The 15798-nt window shown below is 61.0% G+C and carries 17 protein-coding genes; 6 read left to right on the top strand and 11 right to left on the bottom strand.

What is annotated here, in order from left to right; all coding sequences use genetic code 11:
- Positions 1 to 110: 110 nt before the first annotated feature.
- A complete protein-coding gene (hisB, locus tag DDE77_RS07215; protein ID WP_108396777.1) occupies positions 111 to 698 on the bottom strand; it encodes an imidazoleglycerol-phosphate dehydratase HisB in 588 nt (195 codons plus the stop codon).
- A 156-nt stretch (positions 699 to 854) separates the two neighbouring features.
- Here hisB and hslV point away from each other — a divergent pair, with 156 nt between their 5' ends.
- Genes hslV through hslU form a run of 3 tightly spaced genes read left to right on the top strand, consistent with a single transcriptional unit; the run spans position 855 to position 3240 of the window.
- Positions 855 to 1415, top strand: a complete 561-nt coding sequence (gene hslV, locus DDE77_RS07210) for an ATP-dependent protease subunit HslV (protein WP_108396776.1) — start codon at positions 855 to 857, stop codon at positions 1413 to 1415.
- Positions 1412 to 1933 (top strand): GNAT family N-acetyltransferase, encoded by a 522-nt coding sequence (locus tag DDE77_RS07205; RefSeq protein ID WP_157959707.1) that lies wholly within the window; start codon positions 1412 to 1414, stop codon positions 1931 to 1933. The genes hslV and DDE77_RS07205 overlap by 4 nt, the downstream gene beginning before the upstream one ends.
- On the top strand, positions 1930 to 3240 hold the full coding sequence (hslU, locus tag DDE77_RS07200; RefSeq protein ID WP_108396774.1) for an ATP-dependent protease ATPase subunit HslU: 1311 nt from the start codon (positions 1930 to 1932) through the stop codon (positions 3238 to 3240). Before DDE77_RS07205 ends, hslU begins: the two co-directional genes overlap by 4 nt.
- Positions 3241 to 3355: 115 nt before the next feature.
- On the opposite strand, the gene DDE77_RS07195 is transcribed toward hslU, so the two are convergent.
- The 7 genes from DDE77_RS07195 to rph form a co-directional block, all read right to left on the bottom strand.
- Positions 3356 to 3997 carry a MarC family protein gene (locus DDE77_RS07195; RefSeq protein WP_108396773.1) on the bottom strand — a complete coding sequence of 214 codons (642 nt, stop codon included), beginning with the start codon at positions 3995 to 3997 and terminating at the stop codon, positions 3356 to 3358.
- A 29-nt stretch (positions 3998 to 4026) separates the two neighbouring features.
- On the bottom strand, positions 4027 to 4470 hold the full coding sequence (locus tag DDE77_RS07190; RefSeq protein WP_108396772.1) for a Fur family transcriptional regulator: 444 nt from the start codon (positions 4468 to 4470) through the stop codon (positions 4027 to 4029).
- 9 nt (positions 4471 to 4479) lie between these two features.
- Positions 4480 to 4959, bottom strand: coding sequence for a ribosomal protein S18-alanine N-acetyltransferase (gene rimI / locus DDE77_RS07185; RefSeq protein WP_108396771.1), 480 nt, complete (start codon positions 4957 to 4959; stop codon positions 4480 to 4482).
- The gene (gene tsaB / locus DDE77_RS07180) at positions 4956 to 5558 is read right to left on the bottom strand and encodes a tRNA (adenosine(37)-N6)-threonylcarbamoyltransferase complex dimerization subunit type 1 TsaB (RefSeq protein WP_108396770.1); all 603 of its coding nucleotides are present in this window, start codon (positions 5556 to 5558) and stop codon (positions 4956 to 4958) included. Before tsaB ends, rimI begins: the two co-directional genes overlap by 4 nt.
- 242 nt (positions 5559 to 5800) lie before the next feature.
- On the bottom strand, positions 5801 to 6958 hold the full coding sequence (gene hemW, locus DDE77_RS07175; RefSeq protein ID WP_108396769.1) for a radical SAM family heme chaperone HemW: 1158 nt from the start codon (positions 6956 to 6958) through the stop codon (positions 5801 to 5803).
- On the bottom strand, positions 6948 to 7589 hold the full coding sequence (locus DDE77_RS07170) for a non-canonical purine NTP pyrophosphatase (RefSeq protein WP_108396768.1): 642 nt from the start codon (positions 7587 to 7589) through the stop codon (positions 6948 to 6950). The genes hemW and DDE77_RS07170 overlap by 11 nt, the downstream gene beginning before the upstream one ends.
- Positions 7590 to 7734: 145 nt before the next feature.
- On the bottom strand, positions 7735 to 8451 hold the full coding sequence (gene rph, locus DDE77_RS07165) for a ribonuclease PH (protein WP_108396767.1): 717 nt from the start codon (positions 8449 to 8451) through the stop codon (positions 7735 to 7737).
- A gap of 140 nt (positions 8452 to 8591) precedes the next feature.
- On the opposite strand from rph, the gene hrcA reads away from it, so the two are divergent.
- Entirely contained in the window at positions 8592 to 9674 is a 1083-nt protein-coding gene (hrcA, locus tag DDE77_RS07160; RefSeq protein ID WP_108396948.1) for a heat-inducible transcriptional repressor HrcA, read from the top strand.
- Between the two features lie 67 nt (positions 9675 to 9741).
- A complete protein-coding gene (gene grpE / locus DDE77_RS07155; RefSeq protein WP_425430731.1) occupies positions 9742 to 10326 on the top strand; it encodes a nucleotide exchange factor GrpE in 585 nt (194 codons plus the stop codon).
- 55 nt (positions 10327 to 10381) lie between these two features.
- Here grpE and pncA read toward each other — a convergent pair whose 3' ends face one another.
- Positions 10382 to 11017: a bifunctional nicotinamidase/pyrazinamidase gene (pncA, locus tag DDE77_RS07150; protein WP_108396766.1), complete on the bottom strand. Its 636-nt coding sequence runs from the start codon at positions 11015 to 11017 to the stop codon at positions 10382 to 10384.
- Between the two features lie 948 nt (positions 11018 to 11965).
- On the opposite strand from pncA, the gene dnaK reads away from it, so the two are divergent.
- Positions 11966 to 13879, top strand: a complete 1914-nt coding sequence (gene dnaK / locus DDE77_RS07145) for a molecular chaperone DnaK (RefSeq protein ID WP_108396765.1) — start codon at positions 11966 to 11968, stop codon at positions 13877 to 13879.
- Positions 13880 to 14258: 379 nt separating this feature from the next.
- On the opposite strand, the gene DDE77_RS07140 is transcribed toward dnaK, so the two are convergent.
- Both DDE77_RS07140 and trpS read right to left on the bottom strand, forming a co-directional pair.
- Positions 14259 to 14729: a universal stress protein gene (locus DDE77_RS07140; RefSeq protein ID WP_108396764.1), complete on the bottom strand. Its 471-nt coding sequence runs from the start codon at positions 14727 to 14729 to the stop codon at positions 14259 to 14261.
- 9 nt (positions 14730 to 14738) lie between these two features.
- The gene (gene trpS / locus DDE77_RS07135) at positions 14739 to 15770 is read right to left on the bottom strand and encodes a tryptophan--tRNA ligase (RefSeq protein WP_108396946.1); all 1032 of its coding nucleotides are present in this window, start codon (positions 15768 to 15770) and stop codon (positions 14739 to 14741) included.
- Positions 15771 to 15798 lie beyond the last annotated feature (28 nt).

Genomic DNA, 15798 nt, shown 5'->3' with positions numbered 1-15798 from the left:
GATCCATCTCGAGATCTCAGGATGGACCCCGGATCAGGTCCGGGGTGACACCGCGTTTGATGGTGCAATAGTGCAAAAGCCCAGCCAGTGAAAGCCCAGCCACCAGAGGCCTAGAGCGTACCCTTGGTGCTCGGCACCCGATCGGCCGCCCGCGGATCAATCTCCACCGCCTCGCGCAGCGCACGTGCCACGGCCTTGAACATCGACTCCGCCAAATGGTGGTTGTTGTCGAAGTAGAAGTTCTCAAGATGCAGTGTGATGCCGGCATTCATGGCAAAGGCCTGCCAGAATTCGCGGAAGAGTTCAGTATCGAACTCCCCGATCTTGGGCCGGTCGAACTCTGCCTTGAACACCAAAAACGGGCGTCCTGAAACATCGAGCGCCGCCCGCGTCAGCGTGCCGTCCATCGGCAAATCGGATGAGGCGTAGCGTCGGATGCCCTTCTTGTCGCCCAGCGCCTCGCGAATGGACTGCCCCAGGGCGATGCCGACATCTTCCACGCTATGGTGGAAATCGATGTGGAGGTCCCCCCCGCACTGCACATCCATGTCGATCAGGGAATGGCGCGAGAGCTGTTCCAGCATGTGGTCGAAAAAGCCGATGCCCGTTGCCATGGTGTGCGCACCAGTGCCATCGAGGTTCACCGAAACCGTGATGCTGGTTTCGTTGGTCTGGCGCGAAATGGTGGCGGTACGCATAGGGGCAGTCTCCGGTTCGAAGGCTCCCTACCAGATCAGCACAGGCGCGTGAAGAATGTGTGTGCCGCCTCGGCCGCCCTGCCTTCCGCACCCTTCTGTTGCAATCGCCGCTGCCACTCCTAAATATCACCCAACAGTTCTGGAGTATCTTCCCCAATGAGTGAGAGTTCTTTTCCCGGGTGGCACGGGACGACCATCGTTTCCGTGCGCAAGGGCAACAAGGTCGTGGTGGCTGGCGATGGCCAGGTCTCCATGGGTCAAACCGTGATGAAGCATGGCGCCAAGAAGGTGCGCCGGCTGGCTGGCGGCAAGGTGATCGGCGGCTTTGCCGGCTCCACGGCCGACGCCTTTACGCTGTTCGAGCGGCTTGAAGCCAAGCTCGAGCAATATCCCGACCAGCTGATGCGCGCTGCCGTCGAGCTCGCCAAGGATTGGCGCACCGATCGCTACCTTCGCAAACTCGAAGCCATGATGATCGTGGCCGACAAATCGGACACGCTTGTGCTGACCGGCAATGGCGACGTCCTCACCCCCGATCATGGCGTGATCGCCATCGGCTCGGGGGGCAATTACGCCCATTCGGCCGCCCTGGCGCTGCATCAGGCAACTGAGCTCGACGCCGATGATATTGCTCGCCGCGCCATGAAGATCGCAGAAGAAATCTGCGTCTATACCAATGGCAATGTGACGGTGGAAACCATCGAGCTCAATTCGTGACCTATTCGGTCCGACGGCTCACGCGGGATGATGTCGAGAGCTATCGCGCCATCAGGCTCGAGGCCCTCACCAGCCATCCCGAAGCCTATGCCAGTTCGCCCGAAAGCTTTGCCCGGCAAAGTCTTGAGGAGCTGGCGGCGCTTCTTGGACGCATGGCGTTTTTCGGCGTATTTGCCGACAACACGCTGGGCGGCATCGTGGCCTTTGGACAAACCGATGGCGAGCGCGAGCGTCACCGCGGCTGGCTCTACCAGGTTTACCTGCAGCCGCGGCTGCGTGGCACGGGCGCGGGCCTGGCCCTCTTAAATGCAGCCATCGAGCATGCCAGCCAGTCGGTGCTCCAGCTGCATCTAATGGTGGGTGCGCACAATGCGCCGGCGATCCGGCTTTATCAAGAGGCGGGGTTCGAGACTTATGGTACCGACCCTCGCTGCCTTCTCGTGAACGGTCGATTTATCGACGAACACATGATGGTGCGCTTTTTCGACAAGGCACCAGGAAAGACAGACCAAAAATGAGCGAAACCAATTTTTCCCCGCGCGAGATCGTTTCCGAGCTCGACCGCAATATTGTGGGTCAGAACGATGCCAAGCGGGCTGTTGCCGTTGCCCTGCGCAATCGCTGGCGCCGCCAGCAGCTCCCCCCCGAGCTGCGCCGCGAAGTTTCCCCCAAGAACATCCTCATGATCGGGCCGACGGGTGTTGGCAAGACCGAGATTTCGCGCCGCCTTGCGCGTCTTGCCCAGGCGCCCTTCATTAAGGTGGAAGCTACCAAGTTCACCGAAGTGGGCTATGTCGGCCGCGACGTCGAACAGATCATCCGTGATCTTGTGGAGGCTGGCATCACAGTCCTGCGCGACCGGCGCCGTGCCGATGTGCAGGCTCAGGCGCACCAGAATGCCGAAGACAGGGTCCTTGATGCCCTGGTCGGCCAGTCGGCCGCGCCTTCAACACGCGATTCCTTCCGCCGCAAGTTGCGCAACAACGAGCTGGACAACAGCGAAATCGAGATCGAGATGACCCCTACCGTCAGCACGGGTGGCTTCGAGATCCCCGGCATGCCCAATGGCGGCATCGGCATGATTAATCTGTCCGACATGTTCAAGTCCGCCATGGGCGGGCGCGGGGTCAAGCGCAAGATCAAGGTTAAGGACGCCTATGAGCCCCTGATCGCCGAGGAAGCCGACAAGCTCCTCGACCAGGACCAGCTCAAGAGCGAAGCCATCGAGCTCGTTGAAAACCACGGCATCGTTTTTATCGACGAGATCGACAAGGTCGCCCATCGCGAAGGTGGCGCCCAGGGCGGTCCGTCCCGTGAAGGCGTGCAGCGCGATCTCCTGCCGCTGATTGAGGGCACCACGGTTTCGACCAAGTATGGACCGGTCAAGACTGACCATATCCTGTTCATCGCCTCGGGCGCGTTCCATGTGAGCAAGCCCAGCGATTTGTTGCCCGAACTTCAGGGTCGCCTGCCGATCCGGGTGGAGCTCAAGGCGCTAACGCGCGAGGATTTCATCCGCATCCTCAACGACACTGATGCAAGCCTCATCAAGCAATATGTGGCGCTGATGGGCACAGAAGGGGTGACGCTCGACTTCACCCCCGACGCCATTGAGGCCATCGCCGATGCGGCTGTTCGGGTGAACTCTTCGGTCGAAAACATCGGCGCGCGGCGCCTGCAAACGGTTATGGAGCGGCTGGTGGAAGACATTTCTTTCGAAGCCCCCGACAAGCAGGGCCAGACCATCCGCATCGACGCTCCGTTCGTAGCGGAAAAGGTCGGCGTCCTGGCCGGCGATACGGATCTGAGCAAGTTCGTGTTGTAAGACTCAACACTTTGTTCGTCACCCTCGGGCTCGACCCGAGGGTTCTTCACTTCAGAAATCCAGCGAGTGCAACGCCCTCGGATCGAGCCCGAGGGTGACGCCTTGTGCGCGTTATTTACCCCGCCACATGCCCCAGCAAACCGCTGGCCTTTACCCCATCAAACACAAACTGCACGGCAAGCGCCGCAAGCAGGATACCCACCACGCGCGACACCACGGCGAGCCCCGTCACGCCCAGCAGGCGCTGGATGGGAATGGCGACCAGAAGCGTCAGCCAGGCCAAAAACAGGATCACGACGATCGCCAGCAGCACGGCCCAGAATTCGGCATTGTTGGTCGCGCCGGTCGTGAGCAGGATCACGGCGCTGATAGCACCGGGCCCCGCCAATAGCGGCATGGCGAGAGGGAACACGGCAATATCGTCGCGCTGCCGGGCTTCCACCTCTTCCTCGTCCGTCGTGCCCGTGCCACCGGAATGACGGGCAAAAACCATGTCGATGGCGATCAGGAACAGCAGCAAGCCGCCTGCGGTACGCAACGCCGGAATGGTGATGCCGAACACTTCCAGGATCGGATTGCCCAAAATGGCAAACAGCAGCAGGATGCCCGTGGCGATCAGCACGCCGCGCGTGGCAAAGGCAAAGCGCTCGGCCGCGGTGTTCCGCTTGGTGAGCGCGGCAAAAATAAAGGCGATATCGGCCACGCCTACAGTGGCAAACAGCGTCGCAAAGGCAACAAAGAATGTCGTTGTCGGCATGACGCTGTTCCCCGGCGTGTTGCTGGCGCCTATGGTTTGGTGCGCTCTGTCGAATTGATCGGGACGGCATAAAGCTCGAGCCGATGATCAACCAACCGATAGCCCAGGCGCTTGGCAATCACTTCCTGGATCGCCTCGATTTCCTCGTTGCGGAACTCGATCACCGTGCCTGAGCGAACATCGATAAGGTGATCGTGATGCTCGTCAGGAATAAGCTCGAAGCGGGCACGGCCATCCTTGAAATCGTGCTTGGTGATGAGGCCCGCTTCTTCAAACAGATTGACCGTGCGGTACACTGTTGAGAGCGAAATCCGATCATCAATCGCCGAAGCGCGGCGATAGAGTTCTTCCACATCGGGATGGTCCGAAGCGGCCTCGATGATCTGTGCAATGACCCGGCGCTGGTCGGTCATCCGCATGCCCTTTTGCACGCAGGCTTCCTCTAGGGTCAGCTCGGAAGGAGTTTTGTTCATCCAAACGGGTTACCCAAGATCACGCGACATGACAAGCGCCGTTGCCGCGGAGCCATCGGGCTTTGCATAATAGCCTTTGCGCTGCGAAATGGTGGCAAAACCCTGGCTCTTGTAGAGCCGGATCGCTGCCTGGTTGTCCTCGCTGACTTCCAAAAACATGCGCCGCGCCGGGCTCATCAACAGATCGTCGAACACAGCACGCAGCAGCGCCGCTCCGACGCGCTTGCCGCGCCATTTGGGATCCACCGCAATGGTCAGTAATTCCGCTTCGTCGGCGGCGATGCGGATCAGGGCAAAGCCTGCGATGCGACGCTTTGGGTCGCAGGCGACATAAACCGGTGTGCTGGGATCCCCGAGGAAATCGGCGAATTCTGCTTCTGGCCAGCCCCGGTAAAATCCCGTCGCGTGAATACGCGCTAGCTCGCGTGCGTCCCCCATTTGTCCGGGCTCGATATGCAGCCCTGCCGGCGCCATCCAGAGTTTCATCATGCATTGAGCCTGGCAATACGCGCCGCACCTTGCGGCTTGGCATCGGCATCCCGGACATAGGCCGCCTCGGGCAGGTAGGTGTTTGGATCAGCCTGCGCTGCGAAGCGAGCCACAAGGGCGATATCAACAAAGGGCGATTCGATCAGAGCCGCGCCCGGCACCACAGCGGCACGCGCCTCCTCCATCTGGAGCAGCCTCGCCTCATCCTTGGGCTGCCCGGCACCCAAGAAATTTTGCAGATAGGCCTCGCCCCGCCTTGCATCGAGCAGGACGGTGGATGGCCCCCTAACGCTCAGCGACAGCGCCAAAAGACTCGGCACTCCAACGACCGGAATGGCACGGGCCAGCCCAATGCCCCGCGCGGCCGATAGCCCGATCCGCAAACCGGTAAACGATCCCGGCCCCGTCGTGCTCGCCACTCGCTCGAGATCCTCATAGCCCACGCCATTGCGCCCAAGCAGTTGCCCAATCCGCTCAAAAATCAGTTCGGCGTGACCGGTGGCGATCTCGTCCACCGACACATCCACATGGCCATCGGCTGGAAGCAAAGCCAATTGCAGTCGTGGCGCAGCGGTGTCGATGGCAAGGGTGATGGTCATGGGAATGGCTCTAGCGTCCCCAGCGCCTGGAGTCGAGTTTGTCGGGCTACATCTCCCGACAAACAGCCTCGGCGCAAGCTACCACCATGCGTCACCCTCGGGCCTGACCCGAGGGTACTACACTTTCCCCAAAGTGCAGAGCCCTCGGCTCAAGGCCGAGGGTGACGATTCGTGCGGTATAAAGATCGAGAGCCACCGAACCATTGCTCTCCCTCGCAGGGGAAAGGTCAAGGTTGAGTCCCTCAGGCCGCCAGATCCGCTACGACCGCATCCAGCACTGGCCAGCCCCGGTCCGTGACCCGAATATTCCCATTGGGCAGGGTTTCAACGAACCCATACCCCTTGAGCGCTTCGATCTGGCGCGGCGAAATCTGCCGCCCCGAAATGGCGGTAAAGCGCGAGGGCGAAATGCCTTCCTTAAGGCGCAGGCCCATGACGAGGAACTCGTCGCCCTGCTCTTCCCAAGTGAGGACATCGTCCACCACCATGCCGTGGCCAGCGCTGTTGACGCGCTTCTGCCAGTCGAATGGCATTTTCTCGGCCGCCGTGGCGTGGCGCTGATTATTGATCATCAGCCGGCCATGCGCACCGGGGCCGATCCCGGCATATTCGCCATAGCGCCAGTACAGAAGATTGTGCTGGCTCTCCTGCCCGGGGCGGGCATGGTTGGAAATCTCATAAGCCGGCAAGCCCGCCTCGGCTGTCAGCTCCTGCGTCAGCTCATAGAAATCGGCCGCCAGATCCTCGTCGGGCATCTGGAGCTTCCCCGCGCGATGCAGGTCGAAATAGCGCGTCCCCTGCTCGATGGTCAGCTGGTAAAGGCTGATATGGCCGCGTGCGAGCCAGAGCGCCTCCTTGAGCTCGTCCTCCCAATCCTCGAGCGTCTGTTTGGGGCGAGCATAGATGATGTCAAAGCTCGAGCGCTCGAAAATGCTCTGGGCAATGCGCACTGCGGCGATGGCTTCGTCCACAGAGTGTCGGCGACCGAGTTCCGCCAGCGGCCCTTCGCGCAGCGACTGCACGCCTAGCGAAACGCGATTGACGCCTGCGGTGCGAAACCCCTTGAAGCGGTCGACCTCGACGCTGGTCGGATTAGCCTCGAGCGTGATCTCGGCCTTGCTTTCCACCGTCCAGTGCCGGGCAATGGCATCGATGATCCGGCCCGTGGCATTGGGCGACATCAGCGATGGAGTGCCGCCGCCGAAAAAGATCGACTGCACCACCCGGCCGGGCGCCAGCGCCGCTGCATGGGCGATCTCGCGCTCATAAGCCTTGACGTAGCCATCCTCGTCGAAGGGGCCGCGGTGGACGTGCGAATTGAAGTCGCAATAGGGGCATTTGCTGGCGCAAAATGGCCAGTGCACGTAAACGCCGAAAAGGTCGTTCGCCCTAGTGCTCAATCTGGTGTTCCACAAACTGGGCAAAGGCGCGTGCCCGGTGGCTCAAACCTGTCGTCCCCGGCGTCCAGCCATGCTTCATCTCGGCCGTCATCTGGCCAAAGGTGATGTCATAGCCATCGGGCATAAACACGGGGTCATAGCCGTGGCCGCGCTCGCCGCGCGGAGGCCAGACCAGCATGCCATCGCACTTGCCCACATAAAGGACGTCACGCCCATCGGGATGGGCCAGGCACAGCGTGGCATTGAACGAGGCCCGGCGCTGGCTGGGCGAAGTGGCGTTGGCGGCCTGCAAAGCATCTTCCACGCGGTTCATGGCATGATCGAAATTGCGCGGCACACCGGCCCAGTCGGCCGTATAGACACCAGGATCGCCATTGAGCGCATCAACGCACAGCCCCGAATCATCGCTCAGCGCCAGCATGCCGGCGCCTTGGGCCGCAGCATGAGCCTTGATGCGCGCATTTTCGGCGAAACTCGTGCCGGTTTCCTCGGGCTCGGGCAGGTCAAGCTCGGCGGCGGAGATCAGTTCCAGCCCATAGGGCTCGAACAATCCCTGAAACTCCTCGAGCTTGCCCTTGTTGTGGGACGCCAGGACGAGCCGGTCACCTCTGCGCAGCCGTTCGATGCTCATTTGCTTGCACTCTTGGGTTTGGCGTCAAGTGCGCGCGTTACATCGTGCCAGATGGCGCAACGCTCTAGCGACATCTCCGACTTGGCCTGATTGGCCTGATTGGCCTGAACAGGCGCAGATGCCACTTTCCTGAGGAGCCAGCCGATCATGCCTGAAGAACCGTTTGTTGCATTTCACTGAGGTCGGCGATGCCCTGCTCGGCCAGCGCCATGAGCGCATTGAGCTCGTCGCGCGAGAAGGGCACTTGCTCGGCCGTACCTTGGATTTCCACGAACTTGCCCGAACCCGTCATCACGAAATTGGCGTCGGTATGGGCTTCCACGTCTTCCAAATAGTCGAGGTCCAGCACGGGCGTGCCGCGATAAATGCCGCAGGACACGGCAGCTACGGAATCGCGCAGCGCCTGCCCCTTGGTGAGCTTGCGCTCGTCCATCCACCGAATGGCATCGGCCAGCGCGACATAGGCGCCGGTGATGGACGCCGTGCGCGTGCCGCCATCGGCTTCGAGCACATCGCAGTCCACCGTAATCTGGTTTTCACCAAGCAGCTGCAGATCGACCACGGCGCGCAGCGAGCGCCCGATCAGCCGCTGGATTTCCTGGGTGCGGCCCGATTGCTTGCCGGCGGTCGCTTCCCGACGCGTCCGCGTTCCCGTGGCGCGCGGCAGCATCCCATATTCGGCAGTTACCCAGCCTTGCCCCTTGCCACGCAGCCAGCCAGGCAGGCTCGTTTCCACCGAAGCGGTCACCAATACGCGGGTGTTGCCAAAGGCAACCAGGCATGAGCCTTCAGCCTTGAGAGCAACATTGCGCTCAAAGGTGACGGCGCGCATCTGGTTGGGCTCACGTCCGGAAGGGCGCATCAGGAATCCATGGAAAGTTATTGTTAACCGCCTCTTAACCCTCATCCGGCTCGCTCACAAGCCGCACCGGCTTGGCGCAGGGCGGTAATGCGCTTAAATGAGGGCTCACGGTTAAAGTGGATCATTTTATCGAAAACCGCATGAACAAGCCCCCTGAAGATTTCTTGAGTGTGCTCAACGCCCGCAGCCAGGAGATTTTCCGCAAGATCGTCGAGCGTTACCTGGACACCGGATCCCCTGTGGGCTCGCGTGATCTCTCGCGCATGCTCCAGACCGGCCTGTCGCCCGCCTCGGTGCGCAATGTCATGGCGGACCTTGAGGATCTGGGCCTGATCGCGGCTCCCCATACCTCGGCTGGTCGAGCGCCGACGCAGGAGGGCTTGCGCTTTTTTGTTGATGCAATGCTCGAAGTGGGCGCCGTCAACGAGGTAGAACGCAACCAGATTGCCCAATCCATCCAGGGTCAACGGCAGGGGCATGTGGAAGATGTGCTGACTGAAGCCAGCCAATTGCTCTCGGGTCTGAGCCAGGGCGCAGGCGTGGTGATCGCTACAAAATCGGACATGGTGCTGCGGCACCTCGAATTCGTGCGGCTGGATGCCAATCGCGCCATGGCGATCCTGGTGGGCGAAGACGGGCAGGTGGAAAACCGCATCCTTGATACGCCGCCGGGCCTCACTGCCAGCGCCCTGACACGGGCCAGCAATTTCCTTGCCCACCACGTCGTCGGCCGAACCATTGCCGAAGCGCGCAAGATCCTTGCTGAGCAGCGCGCCGAGCAAAGGGCGGAGCTCGATGAACTCACCCAGAGGCTGGTAGATCAGGGTATTGCAACCCTCAGCCAACCATCCGCCACCAGCACTCCCACCGTGATCGTGCGCGGCCGCGCCAATCTCATCAACGACACCATGGCGTCGGACGAGCTGTCGCGCATGCGGCAATTGTTTGATGAGCTGGAAAGCAAGGACGGCTTGCTGGAACTGCTGGGCGATGCCGAAAAGGCGCAAGGCGTGCGCATCTTTATCGGCTCGGAAAACAAGCTCTTTTCCCTTTCCGGCTCCTCGGTCATCCTTTCTCCTTACAAGGATGCCAATGACAAGGTCGTGGGCGTTCTGGGCGTGATCGGCCCTACGCGCCTCAACTATGCCCGCATCGTGCCGGTGGTGGATTACACCGCCCATGTCATCACGGCGATGATGGCGCGCAAGCGCAACAGCGGCTGAGGGTTGAAAAGCAGACCGTTCTGGCCGATATCGGCGTTAATCCCTTTACCTATGCGGAAACAGAATAATGATGAGCGACGAGAACGCCGCCTCCGGCGAAACCAACGAAGTCGAAACCGAATTGGAACAGCCCGAGATCGATCCGGTTGAAGCGCTGCGCGCGGAAAACGCCGAGCTCAAGGATCGCGTGCTGCGCACCATTGCGGAGATGGAAAATCTGCGCAAGCGCACCGAGCGCGATGTTGCCGACACCCGCTCCTATGCGATTTCCGGATTTGCTCGCGACATGCTGAGCGCCACGGATGCCCTCAGCCGTGCCCTTATGGTTCTGCCGGCGGAGGCCCGTTCCTCCGAAGACGCCACGATCAAGTCGCTGATCGAAGGCATCGAGATGACCGAGCGCGAAATGCAGCGGCTTCTGGCCAAGCACGGCGTCAAGCCAATTGAGGCCGAGGGGCAGAAATTCGATCCGCACAAGCATCAGGCCATGTTCGAAGTTCCTGACGCAACCCGCCCCGAGGGCACGGTTGTTCAGGTCGTCCAGGCCGGCTTTGCTATCGGCGATCGCGTCCTGCGCCCCGCCATGGTGGGTGTCGCCAAGGGCGGCCCGACTCATGCTCCAGCCGATGAAGCGGTCGACAAGAGCGCCTAGTTTTCAAGACGAAACGTTTCACGTGAATCCCCGCTCCTGGCGGGGATTTGCTTTTTCAGCCCAGAATATCCTTGCTCACGATGCGCTGCACACCGGCTTCCTCCATGTCGGCCCAGGCCCGCTCCAGCGATCCCCCATTGTCGATCCCCCGCGCCGCATCCTCGATCACCAGGACATCATAGCCGGCCGCTGCGCCGTCGATCGCGGTCCAGGCGACACAAAAATCAGTCGCGAGCCCCACCACAAATAGGCGCCCCACATCGCGCTCGTTGAGATAACCGGCGAGCCCCGTCAGCGTCTGCCGGTCCGCTTCCTGGAACCCCGAATAGCTGTCGATCTCGCGATTGTAGCCCTTGCGGATAATCAGCTGCGCATGCGGCAGATGCAGATCATGGGAAATTTCGGCGCCATGCGTGCCCCAAACACAATGATCCGGCCACAGCACCTGTGTGCCATAGGATAGCTCAACCGTTTCAAACGCCGCCTTGCCCCCGTGTTGGCTTGCAAAGGAAACGTGATCGGCCGGATGCCAATCCTGGGTCAGCACCACATTGGTGAAATGCTTGCCCAGCGTGTTGATCAACGGCACGATCTCATCGCCCCCGGCCACCGCAAGGCTGCCACCAGGCAGGAAATCATACTGCACATCCACAACAACCAGCACGTCCTCGGGTGCGATCGTGATATTCATGGCGGCTTCCCCTTGTTTGCACCGAGGCAGTTATGACCGTTCGCCCGCAATTGTCGAGAAGGGCCATGTGAACGCCGGAGGTACCATCCCGCCGAACTCGGGTTAAAACAATCTTCCACCACACAACACCCCCAGAGGCCCCATGGTGAGCCTGTCGAACCACGAGGCCGCGCGAGTGGAGGCTCGGCTGTCACGCCCCCATGGTTCGACAAGCTCACCATGGGGGCCACTGCGTAACCTGAGCCCTTACTCACCCATCGTCACCCTCGGGCTTGACCCGAGGGCTCTGCACTTTACCAGCGTCCGGCAAGGGCAGTCTCCTCGGGTCAAGCCCGAGGATGACGATCGAAGCTGCGCCACCATCTCACCCACCCACCGCGCCAGTCCCTCCCCTTCTCAGGGGGAGGCTAGGTGGGGGTCCTCTCCCCGCACGCAAATCTCTGCGCTTATTCCCCCTTCTCCCCCCACCATCCTCATGCCCTATCCTCCCTCCACTGCCTTCACCAACCAGCGGGTCGCGCGAACCGGCTTGTGAAGGGGCAGATGGGGCGGGGATGTCGCGATCCCCGTAGGACGGCGGAAGTGTTTACGATGCCTCTGGGAGGCTAGGGACCAGAGTCGCGCCGGGATCAGCCTAAAATCCCATCTGATGTGGCGAGGCTTTGTCTCACTACACTATCTACTTCCGAGGCAGGGCCTCGCCACATCAACGCTGCTTATCACCGCACCCGAGGCGGCGCTTCGGCACGTCTGTCGAAACCACCTCTCCGCAAGCCAATTATGGGACAAACTGTGCCTCATCCCGCTTGAAGCGCCAATGGCACCCCCCTATATACGCCGCAGGCCCAGCGATGGGCACAACAGTTCCAAGGAACCCGGCTCTCCCAGCCACGAGACTGCCTCGCAAGGGGGTTTCACCAAGGGTTTGCTCAAGAAAGGCTAGAGTTCATGGCTAAAGTCATCGGTATCGACCTGGGCACCACCAATAGCTGCGTTGCGGTGATGGATGGGACCAATCCCAAGGTTATCGAAAATGCTGAAGGCGCCCGTACGACGCCCTCGATGGTCGCCTTTTCCAAGGATGGCGAGCGTCTGGTCGGCCAGCCGGCCAAGCGCCAGGCCGTCACCAATCCTGAAAATACCCTGTTTGCCGTCAAGCGCCTGATCGGTCGCCGGTTCGACGACCAGGTCGTGGCCAAGGACAAGAACCTTGTGCCGTTCAAGATCGTCAAGGCCGACAATGGCGACGCATGGGTTGAAGCCTCGGGCGACAAGTACTCGCCCTCGCAGGTATCGGCCATGATCCTGCAGAAGATGAAGGAAACCGCCGAATCCTATCTCGGCGAGAACGTCACGCAGGCCGTGATCACCGTTCCGGCATACTTCAACGACTCCCAGCGTCAGGCCACCAAGGACGCCGGCAAGATCGCGGGCCTTGAAGTGCTCCGCATCATCAACGAGCCGACCGCTGCCGCGCTCGCCTATGGCCTCGACAAGAAGAACACCGGCACGATCGCGGTTTATGACCTTGGCGGCGGTACCTTCGATATCTCCATCCTCGAAATCGGCGATGGCGTGTTTGAGGTGAAGTCCACCAATGGTGACACGTTCCTGGGCGGTGAAGACTTCGACATGCGTCTGGTCGACTACCTCGCCGACGAGTTCAAGAAGGAGCAGGGCATCGATTTGCGCTCCGACAAGCTCGCCCTGCAGCGCCTCAAGGAAGCTGCTGAAAAGGCCAAGATCGAACTCTCGAGCTCGACCCAGACCGAAATCAACCTGCCCTTCATCACGGCCGATGCCTCGGGTCCAAAGCACCTGACGCTCAAGCTCTCGCGCTCCAAGCTTGAATCGCTGGTGGATGACCTCATTACCCGCACCATCGACCCCTGCAAGCAGGCGATGAAGGATGCCGGTGTTTCGGCTTCCCAGATCGACGAAGTGGTCCTGGTCGGCGGCATGAGCCGCATGCCCAAGGTGCAGGAAGCGGTCAAGCAGCTGTTCGGCAAGGAACCCCACAAGGGCGTGAACCCCGACGAGGTCGTGGCGCTCGGCGCGGCCATCCAGGCCGGCGTGCTCCAGGGCGACGTCAAGGACGTCTTGCTGCTCGACGTGACCCCGCTCTCGCTCGGCATCGAAACGCTGGGTGGCGTGTTCACGCGCCTGATCGATCGCAACACCACCATCCCGACCAAGAAGTCGCAGACCTTCTCGACCGCCGAGGACAACCAGAGCGCGGTGACCATCCGCGTGTTCCAGGGCGAACGCGAAATGGCCGCCAACAACAAGCTCCTGGGCAATTTCGACCTTGCCGGCATTCCGCCCGCACCGCGTGGCGTGCCGCAGATCGAAGTGACCTTCGACATCGACGCCAACGGGATCGTGCAGGTTTCGGCCAAGGACAAGGGCACCGGCAAGGAGCAGCAGATCCGCATCCAGGCCTCGGGTGGCCTTTCGGACGCCGACATCGAAAAGATGGTCAAGGAAGCCGAGCAGAACGCTGAAGCCGACAAGCGCAAGCGCGAAGCTGTGGAAGCCAAGAACCAGGGCGAGTCGCTGATCCACTCGACCGAGAAGTCGCTCAAGGAATATGGCGACAAGGTTTCGGCCGAGGACAAGACTGCAATCGAAACCGCGATCACCGATCTGCGCGCCGTTATTGATGGCGACGACAGCGAAGTGATCAAGGAAAAGACCGAAGCCCTGGCCCAGGCCTCCATGAAACTGGGCGAGGCCATGTACAAGGCTTCCCAGGCTGAAGCCGAAGCCAAGGCCAACGGCACTCAAGACGAAGAAGACGACGACGTGGTTGACGCCGACTTCGAAGAGGTCAAGGACGACGACAGCAAGAAGTCGGCCTAAGCCGCCAAACAAAGGCCCGGGGAAACCCGGGCCTTTTTGTTTGCGCAGATCGGATGGAGCAACACCGCTCCCGCAGTAGCCCTCATGGTGAGCCTGTCGAACCATGAGGGCGTACGTACCCCTATCGTGCCACGACCTCGTCCTTCGACAAGCTCAAGATGAGGTCTGACGGGAGATCCTCTGCGGTCGTCATTGCCCGGCTTGTCCGGGCAATCCATTTCTGCAGTGCTCGAAAAGTGGATCACCCGGACAAGCCGGGTGATGACGGTGGACGAAATTAGATCGTCCAGCAGACCTCATCCTGAGCCTGTCGAAGGACGAGGGCGTGCCACAACGGCCCCACTCGCCCCCTGAGGCCCTCACCAAACTTATCCCCGCCTCAGCAGATCGCGATAATCTCTTCGTCGCTCATCCGCCCCGGGACCACGGTCAATGGGATGGGCAGATCATTGGCCCGCCCCGCGAAGTGCATCACGAGGGGACCCGGGCCTTCGTTGGATGTGGAGGCGGCCAGAACCAAAATGGCGATATCACGGTCCTGGTCGATGACCCGCTCGATCTCCTCGGAGGGTTCCCCTTCGCGCACCACCGATTCGCTGCGTACATCGCCAATGTCGCGCAAGCGGGCGAGCCGTACATCCAGATTGCGCTCCGCTTCTTCCACCGCCTCAGCGCGCAGCACATCTTCCACGCCCAAGCCGATGAACTCGGGCTTTTGCACCACGCTCATCAACACCACCGTACCGCCTGTGCGCTTGACGCGATACGCGGCAAAGGTCAGCGCCCGGTCGCATTCAACGGTTTCGTCGATGACGACCAGGAATTTGCGCTTGTATTCGGTGTCGTACATGGTGCGCTCCTACCGGACGAAACCAACAATGCGGCGCACATCGGCCATCACCGGCTGGGCAATGGCACGGGCGCGCTCGGCGCCATCGGCCAGGATGCGATCCATTTCGCCGCGATCCGCCACCAGCCGCTTCATTTCCTCGGCTATCGGGGAAAGCACCGCCACGGCAAGATCGGCCAGCGCCGGCTTGAATGCCCCCCAGCCCTGTCCGCCGAACTCACCCAGGACATCATCCACCGAGCGGTTCGAGAGCGCCGCAAAAATGCCAACGAGGTTTTCCGCCTCCGAACGTCCGGCCAGCCCCGCCGCCTCGCTGGGCAAGGCCTCCGCATCAGTGGTCGCCCGCTTGATCTTTTTGGCAATCAGATCGGCGCCATCCATCATGTAGATGGTGGACAGGTCCGATTCCGCCGACTTGCTCATCTTCTTGGAGCCGTCCTTGAGCGATTTGACGCGCATGGCCGGGCCGGTCGCCAAGGTTTCGGTGATCGGAAAGAAATCCCCCTCGCTGCCCAGCGCCTTAATCTGCTTGCGGAAGTCGTGGTTGAACTTCTTGGCGATGTCGCGGGTGAGTTCAAGGTGCTGCTTCTGGTCCTCGCCTACTGGAACGCCAGTGGCCTTGTAAAGGAGGATGTCGGCGGCCATCAGCGAGGGATAGGCGAATAGGCCCAGTGAGACGTTTTCGGAGTTTTCGCCAGCCTTGTCCTTGAACTGGGTCATCCGCGCCATCCAGCCCATGCGGGCCACGCAGTTGAATATCCAGCTCAGCTCCGCATGCTCGATCACCTGGGACTGGTTGAAGATGATGGATTTGCTGGGGTCCAGTCCTGCCGCGATATAGGCCGCGGCGATCTCATAGGTCCAGCGCTTGAGGTCCTCGGGATCCTGCCAAACCGTGATCGCGTGCATGTCGACCACGCAATAGATGGTTTCGTGCGTATCCTGCAGCGGAACGAAGCGGCGGATAGCGCCAAGATAATTGCCCAGGTGCAGATCGCCCGAGGGCTTGATGCCGGAAAAAACGCGGGGCGTGAAAGCCATGAGGAAAGCCTGAAGAAACATAAAAACT

It is taken from the genome of Devosia submarina (genome assembly GCF_003056345.1).
Lineage (GTDB): Bacteria > Pseudomonadota > Alphaproteobacteria > Rhizobiales > Devosiaceae > Devosia > Devosia submarina.
The sequence above is the reverse complement of the archived record's forward strand: the minus strand, read 5'-3'. Positions and strand labels throughout refer to the sequence as shown.